A 13,972-nucleotide genomic window follows, 5' to 3' on the forward strand; every position below is an offset into this window, starting at 1 on the left:
GGGGTACCTCCTTGGTGGTGGGTGGGGGTTCAGCCCTTGACCGCGCCGGCGAGCGACCCGGACGAGAGCCGGCGTTGCATGAACGCGAAGAAGATCAGGCTGGGCAGCGTGGCCAGCAGCGAACCGGCAGCGAGGGGCCCGAGTCGGGCGGTGCCCTCGATGCCGACGAACCGGGCCAGCGCCACCGGCAGGGTTGCCAGTTCCGGGGTCTTGATCAGCACGAGCGCGAAGAAGAACTCGTTCCAGGCCGAGATGAAGGAGAAGAGTGCGGTCGCGACGAGGCCCGGGGCGAGCAGCGGGAAGACCACCCGGCGCAGGACCTGCACGCGGCTCGCGCCGTCCACCGAGGCGGCCTCCTCCAGCTCGCGCGGGATGTTGCGGACGAAGCCCTGCAGCATCCAGAGCGCGAACGGCAGCGCCCAGACCACGTAGATCAGCACCAACCCGGCGTGCGTGTTGGCCAGGCCGACCTGCCGCAGCACCAGGAAGATCGGGATGATCAGCAGAACGAACGGGAAGAGCTGGGACAGCAGCACCCAGCCCAGCGCCGCGGTGCCGAGCTTGGAGCGGAACCGGGCCAACGCGTACGACGCCGGCATGGCGACCAGCACGGTCAGCACCGCCGAGGCGAGGGAGACCTGGAGACTGTTGAGCGCCGCCCGGCCCAACTCCTGCTCGGTGAAGGCCTGGACGAAGTTCTGCACGGTCGGGTCGCTCGGGATCAGCGTGGGGTGCAGCCGCACCAGCTCGCGGGGCGGCTTGAACGCCGTCGAGACCAGCCAGACCAGCGGGAACCCGAGGAAGATCAGGTAACCGGCGAGCGCCAGGTACTGAAGCGTCCGGCTCGTGCGGCTCGGTTTTCCGAACATGTCAGTTCGCCTCCCTCAGCCGACGCCGGAGATAGACGGCGAGCAGCGCGATGATGAGCACGACCATCACGTTGCCGAGCGCGGCGGCGTAGCCGTAGTTGCCGTAGCGGAACGCCTCCTCGTAGGCGAAGAGCATCGGCAGCATGGTCTTGCCGCCCGGCCCGCCCGCGGTCAGCACGTAGACCAGGCCGAACGAGTTGAAGTTCCAGATGAAGTCCAGCGACGTGATCGCCACGATCACCGGGGCCAGGGCGGGCAGCGTGACATGCCGGAACCGGTGCCACGTGCTGGCGCCGTCCACCGCGGCCGCCTCGTGCAGCTCGCGACCCACGCCCTGGAGGCCGGCGAGCAGGACGACGGTGGTCTGCGGCATGCCGGCCCAGACCCCGACGAGGATCACGGCGGGCAGCGCGGTGCTGAAGTCGCCGAGCCAGTTGGTTCGCAGCCCGTCGGCGCCGATCCGGTGGAAGAACTCGTTGAGCAGGCCGGCATCCGGGTGGTAGACGAGCTTCCAGAGGATGCCGACGACGACCGGCGGCATCGCCCACGGCACCACGGCGAGCACCCGGGCCACGCCCCGGAACCGCAGCTGCTGGTTGAGCAGCAGGGCCAGACCGAGGGCGAGCAGGAACTGGAGCACGGTCACCCCGACCGCCCAGAGCAGCCCGATCTTGAACGAGTTCCAGAACAGCTCGTCGCCGAGGAGTTCCCGGTAGTTGGCCAGGCCGGTGAAGGAGACCTCGACGTTGCGCCCGGCGCGGGCGTCGGTGAAGCCGAGGTAGATGCCGCGCAGCAGCGGAAACACCGACAGCACCAGGATCGGCAGGAGCGACGGCAACAGCAGCAGGTAGATGGCGGTCCGGTCGGAGCGGAACCGGCTCGGCCGGCGGGCCGGGCCGGCCCGCTCGACGTCCGGGCGCTCGGCCAGCGTGGTCATGAGGTCACCCCTTCGCTGGACGGGTGGGTGGTCGGTGGGCCGGCCGGACGAGGGGCCGGCGGCGTGACGCCACTGGACGCGCGGATGGCGAGGCTCGGTGGCACCTGCTCGCGCCGCGGCGGCAGGGTCGGGTCGGCGATGCGTTGCAGCAGCAGCTCGGCGGCCCGGCGACCGCGCTCGGCGGAGCCGAGCGAGACGCTGGAGAGCTGGGGAAACATCATCCGGGCCAGCTCGGTGTCGTCCATGCCGACCACGGCGACGTCCTGTGGCACCCGGCGGCCGGCGGCGAGCAGGGCGTGCAGCGCTCCGACCGCGATGAGGTCGTTGGCGCAGACCAGGGCGTCCGGGTCGGTGCGGGCGAGCAGCCGCTCGGTGGCGGCGCGGCCGGCGGCGTACTGGAAGTCGCCGACCTCGATCAGGTCCTCGTCGAGCGGGATGCCGTGCTGGAGCAGGGCGGCCCGGAAGCCGGCGTCACGCGCGGCGCCCGGGACGGTGTCGAGCGGGCCGTTAACGAAGCCGATCCGGCGCCGGCCGGTGCCGACGAGGTGGTCCACGGCCAGCGCCACACCGTGCCGGGAGTCGGTACGCACGTTGTCCACCGCGGCGTCCGCGCCGAGCTGCCCGACCACCACCACCGGCACCGGGCTGTCCACCAGCGCGGTCAGGTGGTCGTCGGTGACCCGGATCGGCGAGACGATCATCCCGTCCACGTAGCGGTTGGCCAGCCGGCGCAGCAGCGCGGTCTCGTTGTCGATCCGCCCGCCGGTGGCGTGCACGAGCAGCTGCCGCCCGGAGGAGGCGACCACGGCCTCGATGGCGCGCATCATCTCGACGTAGACCGGGTTGCCGATGTCCTCGACGGCGAGCGCCACGAGGCCGGTGCGCTGGGACTGCAACGACCGGGCGATCGCGTTCGGCACGTAACCCACCTCGGCGGCCGCGGCGCGTACCTTGCGGATCGTCTCCGGGCTTCCGCCGATCCCGTTGAGGACCCGCGAGGCGGACGCGATGGAGACGCCGGCGCGGGCGGCGACGGTGTGCACGGTGGGCCGGCCGTCAACCGGTTCCTGTAAACGTTTACGACCCACGTTCGGCACCTCCACCCGATAGCTGTAAACGTTTCCGGGAGTCTGCGCCGCCTGCGGCGGAGAGGTCAAGGGCTCGTTACGAAAACGTTTCCAACATGGGTCAGGCCGGACCCGCCTGGTTGATCAAGAGGTTTGCGTCATTCCGCCCCGCCGCTCAAAACTCGGGCGGAAGGACATCTCAGCTCACGGTGTTCGCCGCTCAGGCGGTGCGGGCACCGGCCCGGAGGAAGTCGATGGCGAGGTCGAGCACGGCCTCCAGATGATCGATCCTGCCGGTGGTGAGCAGCAGCAGCACGCCGCCCTGGATGCCGGCCAGCAGCGCCGCGGCCGCGCGGTCGGCGTCCACCTCGGGGGCGATGTCCCCGGTCGACTGCATGTGCCGGATGCCCTCGGCGATCGCGTTCTGCCAGCGTGACATGAGCCCGGTCACCACCGCCTGCGCGCCCGGGCCACGCCGGCCCGCCTGGCCGAGCAGACCGTTGAGCGGGCACCGCACGCCCTGCGCGAGGTAGCGCTCGATCAGCCGGTCGCGCCAGGCCAGCCAGGCCGGCCAGGACGTCAGGTTGCTGAGCATCGGCTCCTGGTCGATGAGCACCTGGTCGGCCTCGTGCTGGGCCACGGCGAGCAGCAGCTCCTCCTTGCCGTCCGGGAAGTAGTGGAAGAGCTGGCCCTTGCTGGTGCCGGTGCGGGCCATGACGTCCTCGAGGCGGACCTCGTCGACGCCGCGCTCACGGATCTCGGCGGCGGCACCGGCGACGACCCGCGCCCGGGTCGCCTCGCCCTTGCGGGTCAACGCGCGTGTCATGAGACCTCCGCCACCGATCCTCGTCTGGACCTGCCAGTCCAACCCTAGCTCGCTCTTTGGACTTGCCGGTCCATTTTTGCCGAGCAAAAGTCTGGGCCACGCGGTCCACTCCGGGCCGGCGAGCGATCGGAAGGACGCAACCATGAACCAGTACTACCTGCTCGGACGGTCCGGTCTGCGGGTGAGCCGACTGGCACTGGGCACGATGAACTTCGGCGTCGACGGGTTCCACGCCGCGTACGGCAGGACCGAGGAGGAGGCCGAGCCGATCTTCCGCCGCTACCTGGAGGCGGGCGGGAACCTCATCGACACGGCGGACTTCTACACCGCCGGGGAGAGCGAACGCATCCTCGGCCGCCTGATCGACCGCGCCGGTGTCCGGGATCGACTCGTGCTCACCAGCAAGTTCACCAACACGATCGACCCGAGCGACCCGAACGCCAGCGGCAACGGCCGCAAGCACATCGTGCGCGCCCTGGACGCCTCGCTGCGCCGGCTCGGCACCGACTACATCGACCTGTACCTGCTGCACACCTGGGACCGGATCACCCCGGTCGAGGAGGTCGTGCAGACGTTCGACGACCTGGTGCGCGTCGGCAAGATCCGGTACGCCGGCCTCTCCGACGTGCCGGCCTGGTACGCGGCACGGGCGCAGAGCTACGCCGAGGCGCACGGTCTGGCCCCGATGATCACTGTGCAGCTCCCGTACTCCCTGGTCATGCGCGACATCGAGGCGGAGTACGTGTCGATGGCCCAGACCCTCGGCATGGGCCTCACGGCGTGGAGCCCGATCGGCGGCGGCCTGCTCAGCGGCAAGTACCGGCGGACCGGCGAGGGCATGAGCGGGACCGGTCGGTTGACCAATCCCGACGCCCCGGGTCGGGAGATCAACCCCAGGGACTGGCAGGTGATCGAGGCGCTGGAGGGCGTGGCCGCGGACCTGGGCCGCAGCATGGCCCAGGTGGCGATCAACTGGGTGGCCACCCAGCCCGCCGTCGCCTCGGTGGTCATCGGGGCGAGCAGCCCCGAGCAGCTCGACAGCAACCTCGCCGCGCTCGACTTCGAGATCCCGGCGGACGCCCGTCGCCGTCTCGAGGAGGCCGGCGCGCCGCACGTCGGGATGCCCTACGGGATGTTCACCCCGCAGTACCAGTCCTGGGTGGTGAGCCCCGGCCTCGGCATCGGCGACAAGCCGGCCGGGTACGCGCCGCCGGTGTTCAACGGCGCCACCCAACCCGCCAACTGACAATCGACCGACATCTGCCCGCTGCGGCAGCGCCGGCAGGCCCGTCCGCGCCTGACCGGGAACTCGGCGGTGGTGGCAGGGGCGTACGCCCCTGCCACCACCTCGGCGTCGACGCCTACCCGGCGGCGGCAGTCGTCGGGGCAGGCGCCGGTTCTTCCTCGTAGAGCGCGACGTACCGGCGGCGCAGCTCGGATCCGTCGACGCCGAGCGCGGCGAGGGCGAGCACATCGTGACGCACGCCCAACGACTCCGGCAGCGTGCAGACGCCGAGCGTGATCCCGTTGGCCCTGGCGATCCCGCCCGGCACGCCCACCGCCGCCGCGGGGTCCACCACGCCGTCGAGCGGGCTGATCGCGACCGCCGCGCTGAGCAGACCGGTGCGTCGCGGCGGAACCGGAAGGTTGCGCGCGATCATCAGGTACTGCGTGACCGCGGACAGGGAGTAGCCGCGCGAGGTGACACGGTCGGGCAGGAGGCGGCGGCCGTACAGCACGGTGAGCGGTTTGACGGCGAACGCCGGCGCCTGGCGTGGGTCCGGCCTGAAGAAGGGCGACAGCAGCAGCAGACGCCGCACGACGTCGCCGCGGACCTGGGCCAGCCAGGCGGCCAGCACCGCTCCGCCGGAGATGCCCACGACACCCACCTCCTCCCCGAGCCCCGCCGCGACGGTCAGGGCCTCCGCGGCGTACGCGGTCAGGTCGCCGGCCTCGACCCGGTGGTGGGCCCGCCGGTCGACGGTGCCGTGGTGGGGCGCCCGCGGAATCCACACGTTGTAGCCCCGGTCGAAGAACTCCTTGGCCAGCTCGTCGTACTGGTCCGGCGCGTGGGTGTATCCGTGCAGCAGCAGCACCGCCCTGCCGGTACGGGAGCCGTGGCTCAGCAACCGGCTGCGTGACTCCGGCCGGACCAGCGGGTCTACGGCCTCGGCCGCCATGATGGTCTCGGCGACGCCGGTGGCGGCGGCGAAGTCGAGCGGGTGCGCGGGTGCCCCACGCAGTTCACGGCGGCGTAGCGGCCACAGGTAGAGCGCGACCACCGCCGACACGAGCAGCGTCAGCGCGCCGGTGGCGAGGGCGAGGCAGCAGTCGACGACGGTGAGCTGTCCACCGAGCAGGCCCATCGGTGTCAGGCCTGGTGGGGGGCACTGGCGACGATCTTCGGCACCGTCAGATCCTCTCACCGCCCCGGTCATCGATGCGGCGGTGGGGACGGGGTGCGCCCCGCTGGCGGCAGGGCGCACCCCGGTCGGTCAGCCCTGCTGATCCGTGCTGGCGGGCGTGCCCTCCGCAACGGACGGCCCTTCGGTTGCCGGCGCGAAGACGACCCGCGTACGCAACTGCCGGAAACCGGTCCGTTCCAGCTCCGCCAGCACCGCCACCCGGTGGGCGTCCACGTCGGCGATCACCTCCCGGGCGCCGCCGTCGGCCAGCATCCGGACCGCCTCGGCCAGCAGTTCACCCCGGACGGCCTCGTCGAGCAGACCGAGGTAGACGACGAGCGGATAGCAGGCGTCCCCGGCCGTTCCGACCAGCCCGACCGGCTCGCCGGCGGCCTCCGCGACCCGCCAGTCCCCGGCCGACCCCGGCAGCCAGGCGAGCGGGTCGGTCGCCAGGTCCACGCCGCCGACCGCCCGCGCGATCTCCGCGCCGGTCAGCACGTCCGGCTCGGCGATCCGGGCGACCAGGGCGTTGATCTCGGTCGGGCCGGCCGCGGGGCGGAACGCGTACCGCCCGGAGGTGGCCGGTAACGGCGTGCCCGTCCAGGAGCATCTCAGCCGCTCCCCCCGCTCGACCAGGCCGGCGAGCCGGGCCGCCGCCATCGGCGCCTCCATCACGGCCAGCACCTCGGGCCGGCGCCGCCAGTGCGCCGGCATGGCGGCGTAGTAGAGGCCGGGACCGTCCAGTGCCTCGTGGGCGGCGCGCAGCAGTGCCGCGCCCACCTCCGGTTCGGCGTCCAGGTCGAACCGGTCCAGCCAGGGAGCACCGACGGCCCCCGGCGGAAGGAGCCACGCCGCCCGGCCGACCACCCGGCCGGCCCGGAGGGCGACCCAGGTGGTCTCGGGCCGGTAGCCGCCGCCGGCGATTCCGTCGGCGTAGGCGACCTGACGCAGTTGGGGCAGCGGATCGGGCATCGAGTCGAACAGGGGTTCCTCGCCCGCGACGAGCGGACGGATGACCAGATCAGTCATGCGTTGATCCTCCGGAAAGCGAGCGCCCCGGGTCAGATCCGCGTGGACGCCGGAGCGCGGAGGGGGCGCAGAACATCGGACATTGTTCTGACCTCCTCCCGGCTCGACGGCGTGCCGGAAAACCTACTCGACGCGCTCGCCGGCCCGCAAGACCACGACTCGGGCTGCCGCGTCCGGCTCGCACGGGCGGGCTCGGGCGCCGGCTACAGCGGCGGGTTGGTCTCCGGGCCTCGCCGGTGGAGGATCCCGTCGAAAATGGCGATCCCGGCCAGGATCAACCCCGCGGTGGCAGACGCGACGATCGGCGGGAGGAACACCATGGGTGGCGCCGCCACGGCCAGCACCAGCACACCGATCAACAGCACGCGGCAGCGCGGCCCGCTCCAGGACAACTGCTCCAGGTAGGTCCGCCCAATCAGGAACAGCGCGGGGCCGCCGAAGATGATGACCACCAGCGCCCAGTCGATCGGCGGGTCCGGGTCCTCGATGACCTGCCCGTAGCCGACCGCCGTGCAGATGATGCCGCCGACGATGAGCAGCAGGCTGAAGCTCGCCCACCGGGACAGTTGCAGCCCTTCCCCGGCCGAGCTGGCGGCGCTGTCCCGGGCTGGGCCGACGTGGTAGAAGTAGATCCGCCAGAACGCCACCACCGCCACGAACGCGGCGACGAGGGTGACGGTCCGCTCGGTCGAGAAGCCCGGAAAGCTGATGGTGATGCCGGCCTCGAGCACCACCTCGGCGAGCGCGATCATGAAGAACTGGTTGTACCGCTCGGCGAGGTGGGAGTAGGAGATCTTGGACAGGGCGCTCAGCCGCGCCCCCCGGATCCCGAACGCGGGCCAGTTGGTCGCCGCCCCGACGACCTCGATGGCGAGTGCGAGGGTCCAGAAGACGCCACGGCCGAGGCCGCCGCTGATGCCACCGCCGATCCAGAGCACGCCGGACACCGCGTGCCAGGTCAGGACCCGGGCCGAGACCTCCCGCATCGCGTGCCCGCGCAGGGCCCACGTCAGGTAGAGCGGTCGGCCTACCTGGATGAGGACGTACGTGCAGGCGAAGATCACACCACGCTGGCCGAACGCCTGCGGCAGCGTGACCGCCAGCACCAGTGTGCCGAACATCGTGGCCAGGAGGACGATCTGGATGTCGGTCCGGCGGGGGTCGTAGGTGCTCGCCATCAGCGCGTTGAGTGACCAGATCATCCACATCGCCGCGAAGAACAACAGCGTCTGGCCCGCCTCCGACAGCAGCGCGTGCCGGACGATGGTCAGGTCATCCGCGACCCGCCCGGCGAGGCGGGCGAGCGCGAAGACGTAGACGATGTCGAAGAGCAGCTCCAGGACGGTCGCCCGGCGCGGGCTCGTGCTGTCCCCGAGCCCCGCGAACCAGGCGGGCGTCACCACGGAGCGATCAGCTCAGCCGGCCACGGCGGCCGACACCGGCACGCCGAGGTGGGCGAGCACCGCGGCGACCAGCCGCCGGGCCCGGTGGCGGTGCTCGGTGATCTGCCCCGCCATCCCCTGAGCCTCCTTGCGGACCGGTCGAGCCCCATCCCTGTTGGGGGATTTTATCCCGATCTCGGCCGCTCCCGGGAGTTATGCGGACAGCTCTCCGGGTCGGCTCGGTGACGGTTCGGGCCGCCCGGCTCCCACCCGGCTGGAGATCTGCTGCGCTCTCACCGCGTCACGCGGCGGACCCGGGCCGGTTCCGGCCGGTCCGGCACGTCGGCCGTACGCCGGATCATGCGGTCCGTCACGCTCCGGTAGGAGCGCGGATCAACGGGCAGCAACCACTGTCGGGCCCGCGTCAGCCGGCCGAGGTTGAGCCCGAGCTCGTCGAGCACCTCGTCGATGTTGTGCATCGAGAACGGGATGACGTTCGTGCCCCGGGCGTGCCGCCCGCGGGTACGCGCCGCCATCCAGGCGACACGCGTGCGGACCTCCTCGCGCATGCGGTCCGGAGGCGGCAGCGTGATCCCGCCCCGCAGGTGGGCGGCCGTCCAGACCGCCGCCATCTCCGCGCTGAGCGGGCTGAAGAACGAGGAGTTGTAGCCGGCGAAGGTCAGGTGCGGGACGTCGACCGGCAGGATCTGGCGGTAGAGCAGGAAGTTGCCCGCGTCGTCCTGGAGCCGGGCGTGCAGGGCGTCGTCGAGGAACGGCACGTGCTGCCGGAAGCCGGTGCCACAGATCACCAGGTCCGCGGCGAGCACCGTGCCGTCGACGAGGCGGGCGGCGGGCCGGCCACCGTCGACGAGAAGCTCGCTGATCGTCCGGTCCCGGTGGACGGTGATCCGGCCGTCGGCGACGCGCTCGAAGAAGCCCTCCGTGGCGAGGCTGACCGTGCTGCGGGCGATGTCCTGGAAGCTCCCGTTCGGCACGAGGCCCAGCTCGCGCAGCTTGAGCTGCCGGGTGGCGACCGACCCGACGCTGTCGAGCAGAGTACGACGCAGCCCGTCCCCCGGGCCGTGCAGGAACCGCTCGACGCCCCTCAACCGGAGGTACCGGAACAGCGCCTCACCCATCCGGGTCAACAGCAGGTACTTGTAGTTGAGCGCGCCGCCGAGCTTCCTGGGCATCTTCCAGAGCAGCTCCCGGGCCACGACGTGGGTCTGTGCCGCGACGTCGCTCAGGGGGATCGCCACGTCACAGGAGGACTTGCCGTACCCGACGACGAGGACGTTCTTTCCGCTGGCCGCTTCGAGGTCGTGGAACTCCCCCGCGGCCAGGACGCGTCCCCCGGCGGCGGTGAAGTCCGCGCGGCCGTCGAAGGAGGGGACGAGGGGGTCGGAGAAGATGCCGTTGGCGACGACGAGGTGGTCGTACCGCTCCAGGGTCACCGGATCCTGGGCGCCCGCCGGGCGCGACGCGACCAGCCACCCGGTCTCGTCCTCCACCAGCTGCGCCGAGACGACCTCCGTGGCGAGGCGCAGAACGGCGCCGAGCCCGAACATCGCCACGTAGCTCTCGAGGTACTGCTGGACCTGCTCGCCCGTCGGCCACTGCGGGTAGTGCGCCGGCATCGGGAGGTCGGAGAGGTGGTAGGTGCCCTTGTCGTTCTGGGTACGCAGCCCGGGGTACCGCCGGGTGCGGCTCCACACCCCGCCGACGTCGGGCGCCTTCTCGAACACGGTGACGTCGAAACCACTCTGCCGCAGCACCTTCGCTGCGCTCAGGCCGGCGAATCCGGCGCCGACGACGGCGATCCTCATGGCAGCCTCCGGTGTGTGACCCGCTGACGAGAAGCCCACGCCGGCGGTGTCAGGACGCTAACGGCCACGGTGGAGCGGCCGCTATCCGCTGTACGCGGGCACTGTCCGCCGCGCGCGGGCGATTCCTGTCGGGTCGGCGGCTTTCCCGCCCGGCCGGACCGCGGCGCGCCCTACTGTCAGCGCATCGGGACCCCGTGGGAGATGCCGGATGGATGCCGTGACGGTCAGGACGCGCGACGTCGAGCACGCTCGCGTCGAGGTGGGTCGCGTCTTCTGCCCGCACCGGCTCACACCGCAGTCCGGCGTCCGCAGCGTCCAGTTGCGGATGGCGGCCCGCCGCGTGGGCGGCGTGGGCGTCATCGACCTCGACTACGGACAGGCGGTGCGGATCCAACCCGACCCGCTGGAGACCTTCTACCTCATCCAGATCCCCCGCGCCGGCCACGCGACGGTGCAGCACGCGGGCCACAGCGCGACCTCGACGCCCGACGTCGCGTCCGTCCTCTCTCCGTACGACGCCTCGGACATGCACTGGTCGGCAGCCTCGCCGCACCGGATCTTCTACGCGGACCGGCAGGCCGTCGACCGGGAGCTGGCCCGCCTGCTGGGCCACCCGGTGGACGGCCGGGTCCGCTTCGACGTCGGCATGGCCATGACCACGACCGCCGCGAAGGCCTGGGCACGCGGTGTGGACTTCCTCGCCGACGAGCTGTCGCAGCCGATGGACGCGTCCCTGCTGGACCACCCCCAGGTCGCCGCCCGTTTCGAGCAGGCGCTCATCGGCAAGTTGTTGCTGGCCCACCGGCACACCTGTTCCGACCTGCTCGCCGCGCCGGCGCACCACCCGACCCCCGGGCGCCTCGTCCGCCGGGCCTGCGAGCTGATCAGGGACCACCACGGCGAGGCGCTGACGGTGGGGGATGTCGCGGAGGCGCTCCGGGTGAGCGTACGGACGCTGCAGGACTGCTTCCGCCGGGAGTTGGGGACGACGCCGACGGCGTACCTGCGCGCGTGCCGGCTCGACGCGGCCCACCGTGCGTTGCAGGCGGCCGGTCCCGGTGTGTCCGTGACGACCGTCGCCCTCCAGCACGGGTTCGTCCACCTGGGCCGCTTCGCGAGCGATTACCGGGCGCGCTTCGGCGAGTCCCCGTCCACGGCCCTGCGTCGCTGACCACCTCCGGCTACTGAGCAGCGGTGATGAGGCCCGGCCGACCGACCTCTCCGGCTCGCCCGGACCGCGCGGTCGGCCCTGCGGCTCCGCGGTTGCCGGTGCCGCCCGGTGGACGTCAGCGGTGCATGTGGAGGCGGACCGTGGTGGCGCCGGGCACGGTGTGGACGCGTACGAGGTCGCAGAGTTGGTTGACCAGGAGGAGCCCGCGGCTGCCGGGCTGCTGCGGTGGCACGGGGATCCGGCCGGCGAGCGGATTCGTGATGTGGCCGGAGTCGGTGAGCTGGCAGATCAGCCGAGTGCGGTCGGTCCAGACCGCGAGGGTGCCGCCGGCTCCGGTGTGCCTGACCGTGTTCGCGGCCAGCTCGCTGACGGCCAGGGTGAGGTCGGAGACCCGGTCCGGCGACAGTCCGGCCGCGATCGCCTCGGCGGTCACCACCCGTCGGATGGCCGGGAGGGCATGGAAGTCGATGCTGATGGTGGTCGCCTCGTCAGGCGGGTCCGGCAACGGCAGGTTGAACCCTGCGGCCACCGCGATCGGGTCCGCGTACTGGGAGCTCTCCCGCACCTCGTCGCCCAACTGCACGACCGGGTGGGTGCGGTAGGCGTCGTCGAGCCAGCGCCGATCCAGGCGGGTGGTGTCGTAGGGACAGAGGATGGTGGCCGGCCGGCCGGCGAACGCAGCGTTGATCAGGGCCTCGTGCTGGGCGCAGGCGGGGTATTCGATCGCGCTGCGGCCGGCCCAGATGGGCTCACCGATGATGCGTACCCGTTTCCCCAGGTGGGCGGCGGCGAAGGCGAGCAGGACGCCGGGGATGATCCGCCCCGGGTTGCGGCCGGCCACGCTCATGTCGTGCAGCTGGACCCGACCCGCGTCGGCGCCGAGTGCCGTACGGATGTGGTCGAGGTTGCCGCCCGGCACGGCGACCATGACCGGCTCTCCGGCGGCGAGACCGGCTCGGATGAACGGCACCGTGCCCGCCAGGTACTCGTGCCGGTCCGCGTAGAAGAGGGCGGGGTGGACGAAGGTTCCGGACAACTGGTCGGGGTCATCCCGGTGGGGGCGGCCCTTGCGGTCCGGGCGAGCCGTCGGGATCAAGGGGACCTTCTGTTCGACGCGTGGATGGCGAGCAGGGCGATGTCGTCGGTGGCCTGTTCGGAGGCGAGTGTGGTCATGATGCGGGCGCAGACGGTTTCGGCGGTGCCCGGTGCGACGGCCGAGCAGAGTCGGTCGATGCCGACGTCGATGATCTCGCCGCGGCGCTCGACGAGCCCGTCGGTGTAGCAGATCAGCACGGCGTCGGACGGGAACGTGACCTCCGTGCACCGGCGGGAGGGCTGACGCGGGCCGATGCCCAGTGGGAGGTCGACGGGAATGTCCAGCGCGCCGACCGGTTGTCCCGGTGCGGCCAGGATGGGTGGCAGGTGCCCGGCCAGGGAGACCTTGATGGTGGCCCGGTCCGGGGAGATCATGGCGTAGAGAACCGTGGCGAGGTTGCCGGTCTCGAAGTGCTGGATCTTCCGATCGAGCAACGTCAGGGCACTGGCCGGGTCGTCACAGACCAGCGCGTACGCGCGCAGGGCGCTGCGGAGGCGGCCCATGACGACCGCCGAGCGCAGCCCGTGCCCGGAGACGTCGCCGATGACGACGCCCAGCCAACCGGAGGGCAGGGTGAACACGTCGTACCAGTCGCCGCCGACGCCAGCGTCGTGACCGGGTACGTAGCGGGCGGCCATGTCCACACCTGGCAGGTCGGGCAGGTGGGTGGGTAGCAGGCTGCGTTGCAGCGCGAGGGCGGCGCTGCGGTCGAGGCCACTGGCCCTGGTCCGGGTGGCGAGGCTCGCCCGGTCGGCGGCGAGTTGCAGGAGTTGCACATCGTCACCGGTGAACTGGTGTGGCCGCAGGCAGCCGACGTGCAGGACGCCGATCAGCTCGCCGCCGGCGAACATCGGCACGCCCAACAGCGAGCGGACTCCCCGATCGAACAGAACCGCGTCGTCGGCGGCAACGACGTCGTCCAGCGTGACGGGCTGCTTCTCCTGGGCGACGCGGCCGGCGAAGCCGTGGGTGATCGGGAGCCGGGTGCCTTCCCGCACGTCGGGGCTCAGCCCGTTGGCAGCGGCGGCCACCCACTGCTGCGCGTGCACGTCCAGCAGCAGGATGGCCGCGGTGTCGACCGTCAGCACCTCTCGGATGCGGTCGAGAAGCTGTTCCAGAAGGTCCTTGACGTCAAGCTGGGACAGCGCGGCGTCGGTGACCGCCTCGACGCGGCGCAGCCGCTCGTCGCTCCCGCTTCCGTGCACGTCAATCACGGGCAGAGCCTAGCCCCTCCCCAGCCCTTGACCGGCCACCGGACGTCGCGTAACGGCGAGCCGAGCGTTCCTGGCGCCGGCCGCGCCGCACCGCTTCCCCGTCGCACCGTGCCGACAATTGCGAACAACCGCCACCCGCCAGCCGAAAAG

Annotated in this window: 12 protein-coding genes; 2 read left to right on the forward strand and 10 right to left on the reverse strand. The window is 71.8% G+C overall.

All coding sequences use genetic code 11. The features are described from left to right. Positions 1-29 precede the first annotated feature (29 nt). The 4 genes from DKT68_RS30430 to DKT68_RS30445 all read right to left on the reverse strand — a co-directional run bounded on the left by DKT68_RS30430 (position 30) and on the right by DKT68_RS30445 (position 3,699). Complete coding sequence (locus tag DKT68_RS30430; RefSeq protein WP_109820818.1) at positions 30-869, reverse strand: carbohydrate ABC transporter permease; 840 nt, start codon at positions 867-869, stop codon at positions 30-32. A gap of 1 nt (position 870) precedes the next feature. After that, positions 871-1,806 (reverse strand): carbohydrate ABC transporter permease, encoded by a 936-nt coding sequence (locus DKT68_RS30435; protein ID WP_109820819.1) that lies wholly within the window; start codon positions 1,804-1,806, stop codon positions 871-873. Further along, positions 1,803-2,894, reverse strand: coding sequence for a LacI family DNA-binding transcriptional regulator (locus tag DKT68_RS30440; RefSeq protein ID WP_236647147.1), 1,092 nt, complete (start codon positions 2,892-2,894; stop codon positions 1,803-1,805). The genes DKT68_RS30435 and DKT68_RS30440 overlap by 4 nt, the downstream gene beginning before the upstream one ends. Before the next feature lie 199 nt (positions 2,895-3,093). After that, complete coding sequence (locus DKT68_RS30445) at positions 3,094-3,699, reverse strand: TetR/AcrR family transcriptional regulator (RefSeq protein ID WP_109820821.1); 606 nt, start codon at positions 3,697-3,699, stop codon at positions 3,094-3,096. A gap of 142 nt (positions 3,700-3,841) precedes the next feature. On the opposite strand from DKT68_RS30445, the gene DKT68_RS30450 reads away from it, so the two are divergent. Then, the gene (locus DKT68_RS30450) at positions 3,842-4,945 is read left to right on the forward strand and encodes an aldo/keto reductase (protein ID WP_109820822.1); all 1,104 of its coding nucleotides are present in this window, start codon (positions 3,842-3,844) and stop codon (positions 4,943-4,945) included. A gap of 115 nt (positions 4,946-5,060) precedes the next feature. On the opposite strand, the gene DKT68_RS30455 is transcribed toward DKT68_RS30450, so the two are convergent. From DKT68_RS30455 to DKT68_RS30470, 4 genes are all read right to left on the reverse strand, one after another. Beyond that, on the reverse strand, positions 5,061-6,065 hold the full coding sequence (locus tag DKT68_RS30455; protein WP_161556717.1) for an alpha/beta hydrolase: 1,005 nt from the start codon (positions 6,063-6,065) through the stop codon (positions 5,061-5,063). A gap of 129 nt (positions 6,066-6,194) precedes the next feature. Next, positions 6,195-7,133 (reverse strand): acetyltransferase, encoded by a 939-nt coding sequence (locus DKT68_RS30460; RefSeq protein WP_109820824.1) that lies wholly within the window; start codon positions 7,131-7,133, stop codon positions 6,195-6,197. Positions 7,134-7,336: 203 nt separating this feature from the next. Then, complete coding sequence (locus tag DKT68_RS30465) at positions 7,337-8,536, reverse strand: low temperature requirement protein A (RefSeq protein WP_109820825.1); 1,200 nt, start codon at positions 8,534-8,536, stop codon at positions 7,337-7,339. A 272-nt stretch (positions 8,537-8,808) separates the two neighbouring features. Further along, positions 8,809-10,341 (reverse strand): flavin-containing monooxygenase, encoded by a 1,533-nt coding sequence (locus DKT68_RS30470; protein WP_109820826.1) that lies wholly within the window; start codon positions 10,339-10,341, stop codon positions 8,809-8,811. A gap of 217 nt (positions 10,342-10,558) precedes the next feature. Here DKT68_RS30470 and DKT68_RS30475 point away from each other — a divergent pair, with 217 nt between their 5' ends. After that, positions 10,559-11,512 (forward strand): AraC family transcriptional regulator, encoded by a 954-nt coding sequence (locus tag DKT68_RS30475; protein ID WP_161556718.1) that lies wholly within the window; start codon positions 10,559-10,561, stop codon positions 11,510-11,512. Positions 11,513-11,627: 115 nt separating this feature from the next. On the opposite strand, the gene DKT68_RS30480 is transcribed toward DKT68_RS30475, so the two are convergent. Together DKT68_RS30480 and DKT68_RS30485 are read right to left on the reverse strand one after the other, a co-directional pair. Continuing rightward, complete coding sequence (locus DKT68_RS30480) at positions 11,628-12,608, reverse strand: sensor histidine kinase (RefSeq protein ID WP_236647148.1); 981 nt, start codon at positions 12,606-12,608, stop codon at positions 11,628-11,630. Continuing rightward, complete coding sequence (locus tag DKT68_RS30485) at positions 12,605-13,822, reverse strand: PP2C family protein-serine/threonine phosphatase (RefSeq protein ID WP_236647149.1); 1,218 nt, start codon at positions 13,820-13,822, stop codon at positions 12,605-12,607. Before DKT68_RS30485 ends, DKT68_RS30480 begins: the two co-directional genes overlap by 4 nt. Positions 13,823-13,972 lie beyond the last annotated feature (150 nt).

The organism is Micromonospora acroterricola (assembly GCF_003172955.1).
GTDB lineage: Bacteria > Actinomycetota > Actinomycetes > Mycobacteriales > Micromonosporaceae > Micromonospora > Micromonospora acroterricola.